This window comes from Marinobacter sp. B-21 (genome assembly GCF_056857895.1).
Map to the genome: position 1 here is coordinate 39,546 of NZ_JBSXNZ010000068.1, position 16,806 is coordinate 56,351.

Annotated in this window: 12 protein-coding genes; 5 read left to right on the forward strand and 7 right to left on the reverse strand. The window is 54.4% G+C overall.

Annotated features, from left to right (window positions below; all coding sequences use genetic code 11):
- Positions 1 to 231: 231 nt before the first annotated feature.
- Complete coding sequence (locus AC13C0_RS08615; RefSeq protein ID WP_117620436.1) at positions 232 to 756, reverse strand: DUF4124 domain-containing protein; 525 nt, start codon at positions 754 to 756, stop codon at positions 232 to 234.
- Between the two features lie 178 nt (positions 757 to 934).
- Positions 935 to 2,338 carry a glutamate--ammonia ligase gene (glnA, locus tag AC13C0_RS08620; protein ID WP_117619495.1) on the reverse strand — a complete coding sequence of 468 codons (1,404 nt, stop codon included), beginning with the start codon at positions 2,336 to 2,338 and terminating at the stop codon, positions 935 to 937.
- A 565-nt stretch (positions 2,339 to 2,903) separates the two neighbouring features.
- On the opposite strand from glnA, the gene typA reads away from it, so the two are divergent.
- The 5 genes from typA to AC13C0_RS08645 all read left to right on the forward strand — a co-directional run bounded on the left by typA (position 2,904) and on the right by AC13C0_RS08645 (position 9,124).
- Positions 2,904 to 4,715, forward strand: coding sequence for a translational GTPase TypA (gene typA / locus AC13C0_RS08625; protein ID WP_117619496.1), 1,812 nt, complete (start codon positions 2,904 to 2,906; stop codon positions 4,713 to 4,715).
- 157 nt (positions 4,716 to 4,872) lie between these two features.
- The gene (gene pip, locus AC13C0_RS08630) at positions 4,873 to 5,835 is read left to right on the forward strand and encodes a prolyl aminopeptidase (RefSeq protein WP_117619497.1); all 963 of its coding nucleotides are present in this window, start codon (positions 4,873 to 4,875) and stop codon (positions 5,833 to 5,835) included.
- Positions 5,836 to 5,926: 91 nt separating this feature from the next.
- On the forward strand, positions 5,927 to 6,385 hold the full coding sequence (dtd, locus tag AC13C0_RS08635) for a D-aminoacyl-tRNA deacylase (RefSeq protein WP_117619498.1): 459 nt from the start codon (positions 5,927 to 5,929) through the stop codon (positions 6,383 to 6,385).
- 503 nt (positions 6,386 to 6,888) lie between these two features.
- Positions 6,889 to 8,013, forward strand: a complete 1,125-nt coding sequence (locus AC13C0_RS08640) for a porin (protein WP_341581326.1) — start codon at positions 6,889 to 6,891, stop codon at positions 8,011 to 8,013.
- 442 nt (positions 8,014 to 8,455) lie between these two features.
- Positions 8,456 to 9,124: a response regulator gene (locus AC13C0_RS08645; RefSeq protein WP_341581327.1), complete on the forward strand. Its 669-nt coding sequence runs from the start codon at positions 8,456 to 8,458 to the stop codon at positions 9,122 to 9,124.
- 85 nt (positions 9,125 to 9,209) lie between these two features.
- Here the strand turns inward: AC13C0_RS08645 and AC13C0_RS08650 are convergent, their stop codons facing one another.
- From AC13C0_RS08650 to AC13C0_RS08670, 5 genes are all read right to left on the reverse strand, one after another.
- Positions 9,210 to 10,604, reverse strand: a complete 1,395-nt coding sequence (locus AC13C0_RS08650) for an ATP-binding protein (RefSeq protein ID WP_341581328.1) — start codon at positions 10,602 to 10,604, stop codon at positions 9,210 to 9,212.
- A gap of 123 nt (positions 10,605 to 10,727) precedes the next feature.
- Entirely contained in the window at positions 10,728 to 11,072 is a 345-nt protein-coding gene (locus AC13C0_RS08655) for a P-II family nitrogen regulator (RefSeq protein WP_341581329.1), read from the reverse strand.
- A gap of 18 nt (positions 11,073 to 11,090) precedes the next feature.
- The gene (locus AC13C0_RS08660; protein WP_341581330.1) at positions 11,091 to 14,195 is read right to left on the reverse strand and encodes an efflux RND transporter permease subunit; all 3,105 of its coding nucleotides are present in this window, start codon (positions 14,193 to 14,195) and stop codon (positions 11,091 to 11,093) included.
- 12 nt (positions 14,196 to 14,207) lie between these two features.
- The gene (locus tag AC13C0_RS08665; protein ID WP_341581331.1) at positions 14,208 to 15,413 is read right to left on the reverse strand and encodes an efflux RND transporter periplasmic adaptor subunit; all 1,206 of its coding nucleotides are present in this window, start codon (positions 15,411 to 15,413) and stop codon (positions 14,208 to 14,210) included.
- A gap of 55 nt (positions 15,414 to 15,468) precedes the next feature.
- Entirely contained in the window at positions 15,469 to 16,770 is a 1,302-nt protein-coding gene (locus tag AC13C0_RS08670) for a TolC family protein (protein ID WP_341581332.1), read from the reverse strand.
- Positions 16,771 to 16,806: the final 36 nt, after the last annotated feature.

The window sequence follows — 16,806 nt, forward strand, 5'->3', positions numbered from 1 at the left end:
AGTTTTGCAAAAAGCGAACCACTTTGCGCCAGGTTCAGAAATGAGTGGGCAAAGTACGGGCATAGGGCCGTATCGGCGTTGAAATGTGCCGTAAGCTGGTGCAAACGGGGACAAGCCCTTGACCAGCCCGGAAAATTCGCCCCGTTGCTGGTCAGAGTATGGCTTTTTTCTGGTGCGCCCGCACCAAACTGGTGCGGGCAGTTTGGGCAGCTGGATAGTTGGGTGGTTTGGCTAGTTTGCCACGGAGGGGCGGTGAACGGTGAAGGAAATGGACGTACCGGTTTTTACCTGTACGCCGTTTTCATCCACGATGTGCACTCGGGCCTGGTGGGTGCCACGATAGACGTTGCTGACGGTAACCGAACCGGAAGTGCTCTGGCCAACCGGCTGGCCATCAAGGGTTACTTCATACTTGTGACCAGGCCGCAGGCCCGGCGTGCTGCGAACCTCGAACTGGATATCACCGCTACCACTGTAGAAGGCCTGGTCGTTATCCGGATACACAAAGGAGACGCTCTCGTACGCTGCACCCTCCCTCTGAACCTCTTCACGAAGCTTCTTGGTTTCCTGAACCACCTCGGGCTTCGGCAGAGTGATCGTAGTAACCGGTTTGACCTCTACGGCTTCAGCGCCTTCGCTCGGCTCATCGGAGAACGTAACGTTGCCGTAGGCATCGACGTTGCGGTAGACCTCGGCGGAGGCCGGGACCGCCAGAGCAAACAGTAGGCCGGCAACCAATCCAGACTTCGGATTCATAAGCTCACCTGTCATTGGGTTTTCCCGATTATCGGCGGCGCCCGGGGGCATTTCAACGCCTGTGGGGCGGGATGTTGGTTACATATCGTTAAGGGCTGCAGGCAATGTGCTTTTGCGCACAAAAAAAGCCCCGCACGGGGCGGGGCTTTGCTGCTCTTTAACTCTCTGGAGAGAGGTTTTAGCAGGAGTAGTACAGCTCGAACTCAACCGGATGAGTGGTCATGTTCAGCTTCTCAACTTCACCGCGCTTCAGATCAATATAGCCGGCAATCATGTCTTCAGTGAACACGCCTCCGCGGGTCAGGAACTCGTGGTCCGCTTCCAGGCAATCCAGAGCTTCAGACAGGGTTTCGGCAACCTTCGGAATGCTCAGGGCCTCTTCTTTGGGCAGATCGTACAGATCCTTGTCCATGGCATCGCCAGGGTGGATCTTGTTCTGGATGCCGTCCAGGCCGGCCATCATCAGGGCAGCGAAAGCCAGGTACGGGTTGGCAGCCGGATCAGGGAAGCGAACTTCAATACGACGCGCTTTCGGGCTGTTCACGTAAGGGATTCGGATGGAGGCCGAACGGTTACGGGCGGAGTATGCCAGCATGACCGGTGCTTCGTAGCCCGGAACCAGGCGCTTGTAGCTGTTGGTTGCCGGGTTGGTGAAGGCGTTGATGGCCTTGGCGTGCTTGATAACACCACCAACGTAGTACAGGGCGGCTTCGCTCAGGCCGGCATAGCTGTCGCCTGCGAACAGGTTTTTGCCGTCTTTGCTCAGTGACATGTGTACGTGCATGCCGGAACCGTTATCACCAACTACCGGCTTGGGCATGAAGGTGGCTGTTTTGCCATAAGCGTGCGCCACATTGTGTACGCAGTACTTGAGGATTTGAACTTCGTCAGCCTTGCGGGTCAGGGTGTTGGCGCCAACGCCGATTTCACACTGGCCAGCAGTGCCCACTTCGTGGTGGTGAACTTCAATTTCCAGACCCATGGATTCCATGGCCGCACACATGGCGCCACGCAGATCATGCAGGCTGTCAACCGGCGGAACCGGGAAATAGCCGCCTTTGACCCCCGGGCGGTGGCCGATGTTGTTGCGGTCGAAGTCTTCGCCGGATACCCAGGCGGCCTCTTCAGAATGAATGTGGTATGAAGAGCCTTGCATGTCGACGCTCCATTTAACGGAATCAAAGACAAAGAACTCCGGCTCCGGGCCGAACAGGGCGCCATCGGCGATGCCGGTGGACTTCAGGTATTCCTCGGCACGACGGGCAACGGAGCGCGGATCGCGCTCATAACCCTGCATGGTAGAAGGCTCTACGATGTTGCAGGTGATGTTAACGGTGGTTTCTTCAGTGAACGGATCGAGTACAGAGGTCGCGTCGTCCGGCATCAGGATCATGTCGGATTCGTTGATGCCTTTCCAGCCGGCAATGGAGGAGCCGTCAAACATTTTGCCGTCTGCGAAAAAGTCTTCATCTACTTCGGTGGCGGGCAGCGTCACGTGCTGCTCTTTACCGCGGCTGTCAGTAAAGCGCAGGTCAACCCATTTGACTTCGTGTTCTTTGATCAAATCAACTGTCTTGGACATTGTGCATGCTCCGTAAGTTATACCGCACAGGCGGCTGTATTCATGTTCGTGGTGCCGGATCGCTCAGAGTACTGAGTTCCGATCTGTTTCTCAGGTCTGCGCAGCTTAGCAAATGCCAGTGCGTCTTACCTGCAAATTTCGGCTGCTTTCGATAAAGCAAGGCGCTTGCCAATTTTCAGGGCATGCTCCAGAACGGCGCAACTGCCAGGGTTTGGGGCATGTTCAGGGCAAAGGCATTTTTACCAGGCTGGTTCTTGCGCTTTGTTGGCGCACACAATTGGTGCGTTAATTGACTGGGTGCGCTAAATAAGTGCAAAGCATCGCCTAAACCTAAATAGGGTAGGCGTTTTTCTTCATATTAACGACACAGACTTTTCGCTATACTACGCGCCGCTTCATTTTCACCCTGCCATTTTCAGATCCCGGATCGAAAAGCTCCATGCAGGGTGCCGGGCAGCCAGTTCCGGTAAATGAGTTCATTTTACGGATTTGAGACGGCATGTGTGGGGATTTCCCTGCGAACGACCCTCTCAGGTCATTGAGTGCATGCCGCAGGATTATTTTTGTGATTGAAAAACTTCGTAATATCGCCATTATCGCCCACGTTGACCATGGTAAAACCACGCTCGTAGACAAGCTGCTGCGTCAGTCCGGCACGCTGGATCGTAAAGAGCTGGAGAACGAGCGGGTCATGGATTCCAATGACCAGGAAAAAGAGCGTGGCATTACCATTCTGGCCAAGAACACGGCCCTGAAATGGAACGGTTACGACATCAACATCGTTGATACTCCGGGCCACGCTGACTTCGGTGGCGAAGTTGAGCGAGTGATGAGCATGGTTGATTGTGTGTTGCTGGTGGTTGATTCCATTGATGGCCCGATGCCGCAAACACGTTTTGTGACCCAGAAGGCGTTTGCCGCCGGCCTGCGCCCGATTGTCGTGGTCAACAAGATTGACCGTCCCGGTGCACGGCCCGACTGGGTTGTAGACCAGGTGTTTGATCTGTTCGACAACCTGGGTGCGACCGACGAGCAACTGGACTTCCCCATTGTTTTTGCCAGTGCCCTCAACGGCATTGCCGGCATGGACCATGAAAACCTGGACGACAACATGGATGCCGTGTTCCAGGCGATCGTTGATCATGTGCCGGCACCAAACGTCGATATGGACGGTCCGTTCCAGATGCAGATCTCCCAGCTGGACTACAACAGCTTCCTGGGCGTGATCGGTATTGGCCGCATCGCACGCGGCAAGATCAAAACCAATTCGCCGGTGACCGCGATTGGTGCCAGTGGCAAGAAGCGCAATGGTCGAATCCTCAAGATCATGGGGCACTCAGGCCTGCAGCGCGTTGAAGTGGATGAGGCACAGGCTGGCGATATCGTCTGCGTGAGCGGTATGGATGAGCTGTTTATCTCCGATACCCTGTGTGACCAGGCCAACGTTGAGGCCCTGCCGGCACTGACGGTGGATGAGCCGACCGTGTCGATGACCTTCCAGGTAAACGATTCGCCTTTCGCCGGCAGGGAAGGCAAGTACGTTACCAGCCGGAACATCAAGGAGCGTCTGGAAAAGGAGTTGCTGCACAACGTGGCGCTGCGCGTTGAAGAAGGCGATTCGGCGGACAAGTTCAAGGTATCCGGCCGTGGTGAACTGCATCTGTCAGTGCTGATTGAGAATATGCGCCGCGAGAACTTCGAGCTGGCGGTCGGGCGGCCTGAAGTTGTCATTCGTGAAGTGGATGGCGTCAAGCAGGAGCCCTATGAAAATGTCATCGTCGACATTGAAGAGCAGCACCAGGGCCCGATCATGGAGCAGATGGGGCTGCGTAAAGGCGACCTGACCAACATGGTGCCGGATGGCAAGGGGCGGATGCGTCTTGAGTACACCATTCCGGCACGGGGCCTGATCGGTTTCCGCAATACCTTCCTGACCATGACCTCGGGTACCGGTATTCTGACCTCGACCTTCAGTCATTACGGCCCCATCAAGGTTGGCGATGTCACCAGTCGCCAGAATGGTGTCCTCGTTTCCATGGCAACCGGAACAGCGCTGACCTATTCTCTGGAAACCCTGCAGAGCCGTGGCAAGCTGTTCCTGGACCCGGGCCAGGAAATCTACGAAGGCCAGCTTTGCGGCATTCACAGCCGTGACAATGATCTGGTGGTTAACCCCACTAAGGGCAAGAAGCTCGACAACATGCGAGCTTCCGGCAAGGATGAAGTCATCGGGCTGGTGCCGCCCATCAAGTTCACCCTTGAGCAGGCGCTGGAGTTCATCGATGACGACGAACTGGTTGAAGTGACCCCGAAATCGATTCGCCTGCGGAAGAAATTTCTGACCGAAAATGATCGCAAGCGTGCGAATAAGAAGTAACCTGAACATGGGGTCAGATGAAAGTTCATCTGACCCCGATTTCATCTGACCCCGATTTTACCTCTCGGCTCGAAGCCTCTCGTGGGGTCAGATGAAAGCTTTCATCTGACCCCATCTTCATCCAGAATTCCGGGATAACCCTGTTCCGGAGCGCCCCATGCTTACCCTTTACCCTGAAATCAAACCCAACGCCCAGCACCGTATTGCGGTTGATGCGCCGCACGAGCTCTATGTTGAAGAAAGCGGCAACCCGGATGGCATCCCGGTTCTTGTGGTCCACGGCGGGCCTGGCGGAGGCTGTGAGGATTACCACCGGCGCTTCTTCGATGCCGAGCGTTTCCGGATCATTCTGATGGACCAGCGTGGTGCCGGCCGGTCGACGCCCCTGGCGGAACTTGAAGGCAACAGCACGGGAAAGCTGGTTGAAGATATGGAGGCTGTGCGCTCCTTCCTTGGTGTCGACAAATGGCTTCTGTTCGGTGGCAGTTGGGGCTCGACCCTGAGCCTGGTCTATGCCCAGGCCCACCCTGAGCGGGTGTTGGGGCTGGTTTTGCGAGGCATCTTTCTCTGTCGCCCCCGGGATATTCATTGGTTTTACCAGGATGGCGCAAGCCGGGTGTTCCCGGACTACTGGGCAGACTTTGAGGCACAGATTCCCGGGGCGGAGCGTGGCGACTTGGTCGCCGCTTATTATCAGCGGCTCACCAGCAGCAACGAGCTGGAGCAGATTCAGGCCGCCAAGGCCTGGTCTGTGTGGGAGGGGAGGTGCGCAACCCTGCATCCGAATCCGAGGGTGGTTGAGCATTTTGGTCATCCCCATGTTGCCATCGCCCTGGCCCGTATCGAATGCCACTATTTCATGAATTCCTCGTTCCTGGAGCCTGATCAGATCCTGCGGGATGCGGGCAGACTGTCGGAGATTCCGGGCATTATTGTCCATGGTCGCTACGATATGGTCTGCCCGCTGGAAAATGCGCTCGCACTCAGCAGGGCCTGGCCGGAGGCGGAGCTGCAGATCATTCGGGATGCTGGCCATTCCGCCTCTGAACCGGCGATTGTCGATGCGCTGATTCGTGGCGTTGAATCCGTGATCGCGAAAACTGAGAAAAGTGCTGGCTGAATCCTTTTTGAGGGTTGCGGCGTGCCATTACCGTGGATAAACTCTCGCCCGGATTTAATTTCCTCCTGTTTATGCGTCCTCAGAGAATTGAATGAAAGGACTGATCCAGCGAGTTTCGAAAGCCAGTGTTGCGGTGGATGGTGAGCAGATAGCCTCGATAGAAACCGGCCTGCTGCTGTTGCTGGGTGTTGTGAAGGGCGATGGCGAGCGAGAAGCACGGAAGCTGTGCCGAAAAATTCTCACGTATCGTGTTTTTCCCGATGCCGCCGGCCGGATGAACCGAAGTCTGTTCGATGTCGGGGGCTCCCTCCTTGTTGTTCCACAGTTTACGCTGGCTGCCGATACCTCATCCGGTACGCGACCGGGGTTTTCGCTTGCCGCCGGGCCTGAAGAGGCGAACGCCCTATACCGGCTCTTTGTGGCAGAGGCTGTTTCCGCGCTGGGGCCGGAAAACGTGGGTGAGGGAAAATTCGGTGCCGATATGAAAGTCGGTCTGGTGAATGACGGCCCGGTGACGTTCCTGCTCGAGAGCGGGCAGGGAACAGAATAAGTGCTTGCACTGGTATTGGGCGTCTGCTCCGCGCCCGATTCCTGCTGGTGCAAAGATGCCGGCGAATACCGGCGGGTGTAAACAGGAGTCTGTTTCCCCGAGGCTTTAACAATCTGATAATAAAGAGTTAATGTAAATCTGGCCTTGGAATTGATGTGCAACTGCCACGGAGCCCGTGAGCGCCTTAAAGCGTAAACACCTGCGTTTCTGGGGCCATAAGCACTAAAAATACACCTCCAATAATTTACAAAGTGAGAATCGTTGTATTAAAACTGCTTCATCATTCAGGGCTTTAAGAATGCTCTGTAACTGATTGAACCGCAAAGATCCGATTGCGAATGGTTTTTCTCAAAAAAAGAAGAAAAGTTGTCTCTGTGTCAAAAAAAATGACATAGGGGTAATGCAGAACCGGCCTCACCCGCCTGGCGGGATGAGGCCTTATAAAATCGGGATAAGAACCCGTCGCTAAAACCTGAGTTAACTCAAAAAAAGGAAGACGCAACATGAAAAAAACAGCTCTTGCATCGGCCATTGCCGCATCAATGGCGGTTGCTCCGGCATTGGCATCGGCTGCCAACGTCGTGCCGGAGACCGGATCGGAAGTTTCCAGGCTGACTGCCCGCATGGATGCGCTGCCGGAAATCTATGGCAATGTCCAGATGATGTATACCAATGCCGATCAAGAAGGGTTCGGGGGTGGCAGAAGCCAGTTGACGGACTACGGATACTCGACGCTCGGGGTCCGGCACAGCCACGAAATTCTGCCTGGTGTTGAGGCTTTTGGGAAGCTGGAGCTGCAACGTTTTTCGCCGACGGAAGGGACGGAAAAGTCTTCGAATACGTCCATTCAAGTCGATGAGGCGTATTTCGGCATCCGGGGAGATTTCGGCGAGGTATGGGTCGGCTCGGATGACTCTCAGTACGAGGTGTTAATTGGAGATTACGGCAACTGGTATTACGAAGTGGCTCAGTCCAATTTTTATGCCAACTGGACGACCGGTGAAGATGATCTGATTCAGTACGTGTCACCGAGCTTCGGGGGGCTTACCCTTCATGGTGTTGTACAGATTGACGGGAGCACCGAGCGCGGTGATGGCCAGAACAGGTATCCGTATCAGCTTGGGGTAAAATATCAGCGCGACCGCTTTGCCCTCGTGCTTGCCATGGACTCCAATGACGGTGCCGCGAACAACGAGAACACCTATGGCGCCCGGGTGGATTACACTGTCAACAGCGCATTGTCGCTGAACGCCTTCTATTCAACCCAGAAAGGCGACGAGGCCGTGGCAGCTGTCGGAGAAGGGGTCAGGGACAACCCTGTTACGTCTTTCGAGTCGTATGGGACAGTGGCAGGCAGTACCGGCCTGGGTGAGAACCTGTTTGGTGTCCAGGGTATCTACGCTATTGGTGCATCGCGCTTCACCCTGTCTTACGAGATGGAAAAAGACGATGTGGACGGAGCCGGTGATGGCAAGCGGGAATCCACCAACATCACTGCCCAGGCATTGCATAGCGTTTCTGACAACCTTTATGTGTATGTCGAAGCCCTCCGTCGTAACGACAAAGAGGGGAACACTTACGATTCCGACTATAATGAGCTCAATATAGGCGGCGCGTACCTCTTCTGATTTTTAGGGCCGTTTTTCCGTGCCCCGGGAGTGAGTAGCCTGCACACTGGAGCCTGACGCCAGAAAAGCCGATGGCTCCGGATTTTGTTTTCCAATCCTGCGAAGGCCCCCCAAATCATTCAGGGTAAGCGCCCACAGATCCGCACCTGTCCCTTGATTCCGGGTCTCCCACACTGATTCCTGCCTGTAACCGTTAAATCCGAAAGCCTGTCGGCCCGCCTCCGTGTCGCTGAGCAATGCCTCAACGCCGACATAGTCCGGACGGCTGAGTGGTGATCAGTGGTTCCCCGGAGGTTTCCTGGCAAATAATTTGTATCAATTTCGCTTGTCGACTGATAAGTATGGGCCGTGACTGGTAAAATCGGACAATGGAGCCTGATGAATTATCCTGGGTGCATATAAAGTAACCGCCGTGGCCAAATACCGGCTTTGAGAGATCGAGATGAAAATTCTGATTGTCGAAGATAATGCCTTTTTGGCAGAAAGAATCTCAAACTGGCTTGAAAGATCTGATTATGCTGTTGATATTGCGAGGAACGCCGAAGAAGCCGACTTTTTTGTCGGTACAAGTTTGTATGAGGGAATAGTCCTCGACATCGGATTGCCCGATAAAGATGGCCTGTCGCTTATGCGGGAGTGGCGCAAAACCGGACGAGATGATGCGATACTTATCCTGACGGCCAGGTCAAACTGGTCGGAAAGAGTTCAGGGTTTAAATGCCGGTGCTGACGATTATCTGCCAAAGCCCTTTGAGTTCGAAGAGTTGCAGGCCAGACTGAACGCCATCATCCGAAGAAAAGAAGGGCGCTCTACAAACGAGATTGGGGTTGGTGGATACCAGTTGAATAACGACTGCAGGACATTATCGACCCCAACAGGTGAGGACCATCGGTTGACGGCCACTGAGTTCCGCCTGCTTCAGTGTTTTTTGCGTTCGCCCGGAAGAGTGTTCTCCCAGGATGACCTTGTGGATCTTTTATACAATATCGACAGGTCCCCGGGGAATAATGTGATTCAGGTCTACATAACGCGGCTTAGAAGACTGCTTGGGAAATCGAAAATAAAAACCCTTCGCGGACAAGGCTATTATTTCGATCCGGATGAGCCTTAACCAGAAGCTCCTTAAATGTTCATCCGTTGAGGGGTGCCAATGCCTCATGGTAATACGCCAGAACATGGGCGTTATTTCTACCCCCTTATGAGAAAGCCGGATTGAGCTTGCTGGCGGAAAATATTACCTCCACTCTAAGCCCTGCCATTTTCGACTTTGAAAAAATCAGTTTACCGGAGTAATTGTCCACGATTTCATCTACGATGGACAACCCAAGGCCATAGCCAGGTGTTTGCTCATCAAGCCGCCGTTTTCTCTTTGTTAACTGGTCCAGATTATCCTGCGCAACGCCCGGCCCGTCGTCTTCTATCATTATTTTAAACATATTTTTTTCCTGGGCCAATGTTATATCGATCCTGCCATCGCTCCACTTTGCTGCATTATCAAGAATATTGCCAACTACTTCATTAAAGTCATGCTCATCGATTGGCCAGAAAAAATCATCAGGCAAGTCTTTTTTCAATAAATAGCTTTTCCGTGGGTAGATTCTCCGCACAACATCAATGATTGCCTCAACCTTTTCCACAACCTTTATGGGCTTTCCTGAATATTGCCCCGACATCTCGGCTCTTCTCATCTGGGCGTCAATGATTTTCCGAAGTTCGGATAATTTGGCATGAAGAAATTCCCGGTCATCGTGTTCGATGGGGGTTTCCTGATCGCCTGTGATCGCGATAGCAACGGTTAAAGGCGTCTTGATACTGTGCGAGAGATCGGACATTGATCTTCTGGAGCGCTTCAGACGCCTGTCCAGAACCTCAAGAAGATGATTGAAATCAACTACAACCTCTCTGAACTCCACGGGTGAATCCTCCGCCAGGCGTGTCCGGCGACCATTCTTTAACTCAGACAACTGAACACTCAAATCCCCCAGTGGTTTCAGGGCGGTATTTACGCTCAGATATATGAAAAAAATAATGGAAAAAAACAATGCGAGTGCGACAACCCCAATGACTAAATGCACATCATCCGAAATAGCTGGCTTATAATTTTCTTTTTCCAGAACCAAAATTTGTATTTTTTTGCCGCCTATGTCGATTTCCGATGCGATCCCCAGCAATGTATGGTCTTTATCGTTATAATGTATTATTCCACGCTCATCACCTGACAGGATGTTTTTTACAACATCCAGGAATGTCTTCTCAGAGACAACAATACTCTCTCCGGAGTTTACTGAAAAAATATAACTCCCCTGGTCTCCCGAATTGACGATCTGCTTTATTTTATTGTCAGTCAGCTGGCCCGAGCCAGCCAGTAGCTCTGTGAACTGAGAGAGTTGAGCTTCCAGCCTGCTTCGATGCAATTCTTCATGTAAATAACCAATGAGAAGCTGATGGGAGATCCATACCACAAGCATAAATGCAAGGCCCATTGGAAAAAGGTAGGAAAAAAGCGTTTTTCTGATTGAGCGGCGCCCCCACCAGTTACGAAAAGTGCTTATGTTATCTTGTAGGCGCTTATAAGTTTTCGGGGGTTTCATTGGAGAGCACCGCATGGGGTTTCAGGAGTGTTGCATATGAATACGGAGGGAAGCGGATTAATACCGGAAACTATCTAAAATACAGGGACTGAAGGTTTTCAGCCTTCAGTCCCTGTCCTGCTTCTACACTGACCGGGCCCGGAGAGCTTCCGGCCCTGATACACCGTCATCGATGCGTATTGCTTTTGCCAGCCTGGAAATCAGGACCTTGCCATCTCCGGGGTGGCCTTCCTGAGTGCGGCCAGCCCGAACAATGGTATCAGCCACCGTATCGGCGGCTGACTCGCTATCAACATCCACTTCCAGCTTGACCATCTCGACTTTCGCCATTTCGCTGCCGTCATTGACAGTGTGGCCAAACTCGCTCAGTGACACAACGGCTATACTGGCAACCCCGGCCAGTTTAGCCACTTCATCTATGACAAGTTCGCTCATGGCTTTACGAACATAAGCTTTTATTTCGTACATCTGAATCACTCCTTGCCGTTAAAGGTCGACTTCCTCACGCTTCATTGCAAACCACTGGTAGATACTTGGCAACACGACAAGCGTCAGCAAGGTCGACGTAATCAACCCTCCGACCACGACTGTCGCAAGAGGGCGCTGGACGTTTGAGCCTATTCCGTCCGCCAGCAGAAGCGGCACCAGGCCGAGAATCGCGACGGATGCCGTCATCAGAACGGGGCGCAGGCGGCGCTTGGCTCCCAGCTTCACGGCTTCCATCACTTCGTAGCCCTGGTCTCTCAACTGGTTGATGTAACTCACCATCACCACGCCATTCAGTACGGCGACACCGAATACGGCGATGAAGCCGACCGCCGCCGGCACCGACAAGTACAGTCCGGTCACAAACAGGGCAACGATTCCGCCAGTGACGGCGAATGGTACGTTGAGAAAAATAAGCGTGGCATAGCGCAGGCTGCCGAAGGCCGAGTATAACAGCAGGAATATCAGCGCCAGGGTAATTGGCACCACAACCTGGAGGCGCGCCATCGCCCGCTGCTGATTTTCGAACTGGCCACCGAACTCCACGAAATAGCCCGGGGGCATTTCAACCTGCTGTTTGATCCGGGCACGCAATTCTTCAACAACCCCGCCCATATCACGGCCGCGCACATTCATCTGAACATAAAGCCGGCGGCTGGCGTTTGAGCGCGAGATTTTCTTCGGCCCCGCGTAGGTGGTCACGTCTGCAACACGTTTCAGCGGAATCATTTCGCCGCTGGCGCCCCGCAGAGGCAGCTCGCGAATCTCATCAAGTGAACCCCGGAACTGTTCCTGCAGGCGCGCATAGATCTCGAACCGGCGAACCCCGTCAAACACCAGCCCGGAGGTTCCGCCACCGATACCCAGTTCGACGGTTTCCATCACATGATCAACGCTGATGCCGTATTGCGCCAGGGCATTACGATCCGGACGGATTACAATCTGCTTTTTCCCCGCCATCTGCTGAGATCGAACATCGGTTGCGCCAGGTACTTCCTTGGCCAGGGCCTCGACTTCTTTGCCGATTCGGGACAGTTCATTGAGATCGTCGCCAAAAATACTCGCGACCAATTGCGCCTGCACACCGGACAAAAGTTCGTCTGTCCTGAGCTGAATGGGCTGCGACATGTTATTCGCGAGGCCAGGTATTTTCTCATTTAACGCTTCCGCTATTCGGCCTTGTAACTCCTCATAGCTCAAACCGTCCGGCCATTGATCCAGGGGCTTAAGGGTTATGAGGGTTGCCACAACATTCACCGGCTCCGGGTCACCACCAACTTCTGCCCGACCCACGCGTGCGTAGCTCTCCGTTACCTCGGGGAAATCCTCGAGAACTTCCTGAATGCGTTTCCCATAACTGATGGCTGAGTCCAGGCTGGCACCTGGCGGCAGGGTGGAGCGCAACTGAAACGTGCCCTCGCGAAGGGTTGGTACAAACTCGCTGCCCAGGAACGGAAAGAGAAACAGGCTCCCGGCGAAAGCAAGAACAGCAATGCCCATCACCAGCTTGGGGGCCTTTACCACGGTGTTGACCACCGGTTCATAGAGCCGGCCCAGGGCCTGCACCAAACGTGGCTCCTTGTGTACGACACCCATTTTGAACGCAAGCGACGCCAGCGCGGGCACCAGTGTAAGCGCCAGGATCAGGGCGCCGATCAGGGCAAAACTGATGGTATAGGCCATCGGGGAAAACAGCTTCCCTTCCACACCCTGCAGGGTAAACAGAGGCAGGAAGACAATGATGATGATGCCAATGGCAAAAACGATAGGCCGCGCTACCTCCCGTGCAGCTTCACCCACAAGGCGTGCGATGCTGATCTGCTCGGTTGATCGCTCCTCAAGGTGCCGGAATATATTCTCGATCATTACCACGGCGCCATCGACCATCATGCCGATACCGATTGCGAGCCCGCCCAGGCTCATCAGGTTTGCGGACAAGCCGGTAAAACTCATTGCTATGAATGCGATCAGTACCGAGAGCGGAAGTGTCAGCACAACGATCAGCGTGGAGCGGATGTTGCCAAGGAAAAGATAGAGAAATGCCAGAACAAAAATAGCGCCTTCGAGCAGTGCCTTTTCGACGGTACCAATAGCTTTTTCGACCAGCGTTGCCTGCGAGTAGTAAGGCTTTATGGACAGGCCCTCGGGCAACGACTCGTTCAGTTCGGCAATCTTCTTGTCGACGTCTTCCAGCACCTTGCTCGTGTTGGTTCCAATCAGCTTCATGACATAGCCGCCAACCGACTCCTTTCCGCCGGAAACCTGAGCGCCCCGGCGGATGGCCGGCCCCAGGGCGACTGAGGCAACATCCTTTATATAGATGGGCGTGTCATCAGGCCTCGATACGATAATATTCCGGATGTCGTCGAGGTTTTCCTTTCCGGGACTGATCCACCCGTAGCCACGAACGATATATTCTTCGCCACCCCGGGTTATGAATGAGGCGCCGACGTTCCGGTTGTTGCCCGCCAGCGCCTGGCGCACATCCGCGACTGTCAGGTCTCGTGCCTGCAGGGCCCTGGCATCGATATTGACCTGATACTGCTTGACGTCACCGCCAATCGACAGTACGCCAGTCACACCCGGCACCGTCCGTAACTGGGGCTTGATAATCCAGTCCTGAATCGTGCGCATCTCCTGCAGGCTGAAGTTTTTCCCTTCTTCTTCAACAAGCGAATACATCAGAATCCGGCCAAGCCCGGTGGTGATAGGCCCTAACTCAGGCTCACCCATCCCTTCGGGTATCTGTCTTTTTGCTTCCGCCAGGCGTTCCATAACGAGCCGGCGGGCAAAATAGATGTCAGTACCATCCTCAAAATAGATGGTCACCCGGGACAGGCCGAAGATAGAGGTACTCTGCACCTTTTCCAGTTTGGGAATGCCATACATGCTGATTTCAATCGGGTAGGAAATCAGTGTTTCGACATCAACCGGAGACAGCCCCGGGCTGGTTGTGAAGACTTGCACCATGGTTGGCGTGGCATCTGGAAACGCATCCACCGGTAATTTATTGAATGAAAAATAGCCGGCCACGATAACTGCCAAAGCAGCCACGATTGTCATCAGCCGGTTGTTCAGTGCGTAGTTTACAATAGCGTTGATCATAGGTTCTCCGGCTTAGTGGCCATGGCTTGCGCTGCGACCGCTGGACGTTATGGCGGACATAAGATCGAAAGCACCCGAGGATACAACCGGTGTTTCCGGTTCAATTCCCGAGCGGATTTCTATCCAGCCATTGGCTTCATCGCCAAGCGTGACCGGGACGGCTTCATACTCTCCCCGCTCTTTTCCCGGCACAAAAACAACGTCCTGCTGATCAATGGTCTGCACGGCATCCCGGGGAACCAGCGGGACCGTGCTTTCCGGCTGTGTCATGATTTCGGCCGTTGCAAAGCTGTAGGGCCGTAGCCTGGAGTCCGGGGTTTTGATTTCGGCGCGGACAGCTATGGTGCGAGACTCGCGATCCAGAACGCTTGAAATCCACGTCACCTTTCCGGGGTGATGGGATTCCGACCTGCCACTGATCGTAACCCGTACTTCGTCTCCGGGGCTCACCTGGCCAATGTCGGTCTCGCTGACTTTGATCATCGCCCAGACAGAGGAGGTATTCACTACCATGAAGGGTGTATCGGTTGGTGTCAGTGTCTGGCCGATACTGACATCCAGCTTTTCAACGACGCCGGATATCGGAGACCTGAGAGCGTAGCCGGCAAGCCCGCCATTGCCCGCGGCACTGTCTCCGAAGATCTTCAGCTTTTCCCGGGTTGCTTCAAGTTCCGCAACGGTAGTCAGGTACGACGCTCTTGCCGAGAGGTAGTCCTCTTCACTGGAGATTCCCCGTTCCTCAAGTTCTTTTTCCCGTTTGAATTCGGCTTCGGCTGTCACTTTGCGGGCTTCCAGCGACTTGAGCCTGGAACGAATATCCGCGAGTTCGACACTTGATAGGATCGCCAGCACATCCCCGCTACGGACCTTATCGCCGAGATCGACTTTGATTTCGGCCACTTTGGACTCCAGTAGCGGACCAACGGTTGCGACCTGGCTGGGAACAAACTGAACTTCAACCGGAGCTGAAACCAGAGACTCGGCGCGGCCGGAGGGCGCCGGCATGGTTTCAATATCAAGCAGCGCAGCCTGTTCAGAGGTCAGGTGGACGCGCCTTTTGTCCTGGGCTTCCTCACCCGCATGTTCGTCTGCGCCAGCGGGCTCGTGTTGCTCGCTTTTTGCATCCTGATGATTGCTTTCTTGTGCATATCCTGTCGCCGGCAAACCCAGAGCCAGCAGGACGGCCGTCAGACAGGTAACGATTTTTTTCTGCAGCATAAGATTATCCCTTGGGAAAAGTTGGAACTTGAGATGGGTAAACGACAAGGGCCCGCTAAGGTGATACGCCCATGGAAACCGCCCCGCCAGTGCCGATCTCCAGAGCTTGCGTTGCCCGGATGTAATCTTTTTGAACCTGGATGTATTCGTTGCGTACCGCGAGGAGGTTATCCTGGGCAGACAACAGGCTTGCCGCGCCGACCTTGCCGGCGGCAAGCGCTTGCTGCATCAGTTGCAAGGTCTCTTCGGAGCGCCTCAGGATCGATTCGCTCATCTGCTCAAGCTGAGTTCTTGCCGCCTTGTACTGAGCGATTGCCGACAACACGCTGCGCTTTATCGATAACTTCAGGCTTTCCGCTTCAATCTCGGCGGTTTGCAGTCCGGCGGCGGCATCCATGCGCTCCCCCCTGTAACGGTGCGTGATGGCCAGCGGAATCGATACTCCGCCACCCACCACGTTGTCTCCCAGATCGCGCTGATAAAAGCCAAACACCTCCAGGTTGGGTATTGTCAGGCTTTCGGCGATGTCCAGTGCTGACTCGTTGGCGGCAATTCGTTTCGCGGCTGCCTGAAGGTCCGCTCGCTGTTGCAGGGCCACCTCTATCAACCGATCCTCCTCCGGGAGATCGGTCAATGTCGGACTGAAGTCGCCCCTGACATCAAGTGGGAGCCGGGGATCCACCCCAAGCACTTCCGCCAGTTCCAGTCGCCGGTCCTCAAGCATCCGGCCCGCGGCTGCTTTCTGACTTTTTGCCCTTGCCAGTCCGATCACAGCGGTATTGACGTCCATTTTTGTCATTTTGCCCCGGCGGTACGAAGCCTCAATCAATTCACTGGTCTGCTCCATGAGGTCGACCGCCCGTTTTGCGGTCGCCAGCTCTTCCCTGGCCAAAACCACGTTGAAAAATGCGGAGCGTACGCGGGCCGCCGTCGCGATTCGTAAAAACTCAAGATCCTGCTCGGTGGCAGTCAGCTCGCTTGTCGCCCGATCTCTTCCCAGGTCCCTCCTGTTACCCATCCAGATTTCCTGGCTAAGCCGGATTTGGTAGTTGACATTATCCGGAATTCGCGAGGGGTATTTTTCTCCCTGGACCTCAATCACCGGATTGCTTGGTGTCAGCCGGCCGGAGTGCACAACCTGCCCACGCTGCCCGGCAACCCGCGATTTTTGCAGTGCTAAAGCCGGGTTGTTGTCAAAGGCCGTGGTCAGCGCTTCGTCCAACGAAAGGGCCTGCTCCGCCCTCATCTCCTGGTAATCGCTCAGAGATACGCTTGCGCCTGCGAGGGTCCAGGCCGGAGCGGCGCCCACAACAGACACGACCAGTAATCGACAAAGCCGTCTCGGTATATTTCCCATATCTGCTTATCCCGTTCGTGGATTGGTTCGGTTAGC

What these genes read in the sequence shown, in the direction of transcription:
- AC13C0_RS08615 (WP_117620436.1), bottom strand. Translation starts at nt 756, where the DNA reads ATGAATCCGAAGTCTGGATTGGTTGCCGGCCTACTGTTTGCTCTGGCG.
- glnA (WP_117619495.1), bottom strand. Translation starts at nt 2,338, where the DNA reads ATGTCCAAGACAGTTGATTTGATCAAAGAACACGAAGTCAAATGGGTT.
- pip (WP_117619497.1), top strand. Translation starts at nt 4,873, where the DNA reads ATGCTTACCCTTTACCCTGAAATCAAACCCAACGCCCAGCACCGTATT.
- dtd (WP_117619498.1), top strand. Translation starts at nt 5,927, where the DNA reads ATGAAAGGACTGATCCAGCGAGTTTCGAAAGCCAGTGTTGCGGTGGAT.
- AC13C0_RS08640 (WP_341581326.1), top strand. Translation starts at nt 6,889, where the DNA reads ATGAAAAAAACAGCTCTTGCATCGGCCATTGCCGCATCAATGGCGGTT.
- AC13C0_RS08645 (WP_341581327.1), top strand. Translation starts at nt 8,456, where the DNA reads ATGAAAATTCTGATTGTCGAAGATAATGCCTTTTTGGCAGAAAGAATC.
- AC13C0_RS08650 (WP_341581328.1), bottom strand. Translation starts at nt 10,604, where the DNA reads ATGAAACCCCCGAAAACTTATAAGCGCCTACAAGATAACATAAGCACT.
- AC13C0_RS08655 (WP_341581329.1), bottom strand. Translation starts at nt 11,072, where the DNA reads ATGTACGAAATAAAAGCTTATGTTCGTAAAGCCATGAGCGAACTTGTC.
- AC13C0_RS08660 (WP_341581330.1), bottom strand. Translation starts at nt 14,195, where the DNA reads ATGATCAACGCTATTGTAAACTACGCACTGAACAACCGGCTGATGACA.
- AC13C0_RS08665 (WP_341581331.1), bottom strand. Translation starts at nt 15,413, where the DNA reads ATGCTGCAGAAAAAAATCGTTACCTGTCTGACGGCCGTCCTGCTGGCT.
- AC13C0_RS08670 (WP_341581332.1), bottom strand. Translation starts at nt 16,770, where the DNA reads ATGGGAAATATACCGAGACGGCTTTGTCGATTACTGGTCGTGTCTGTT.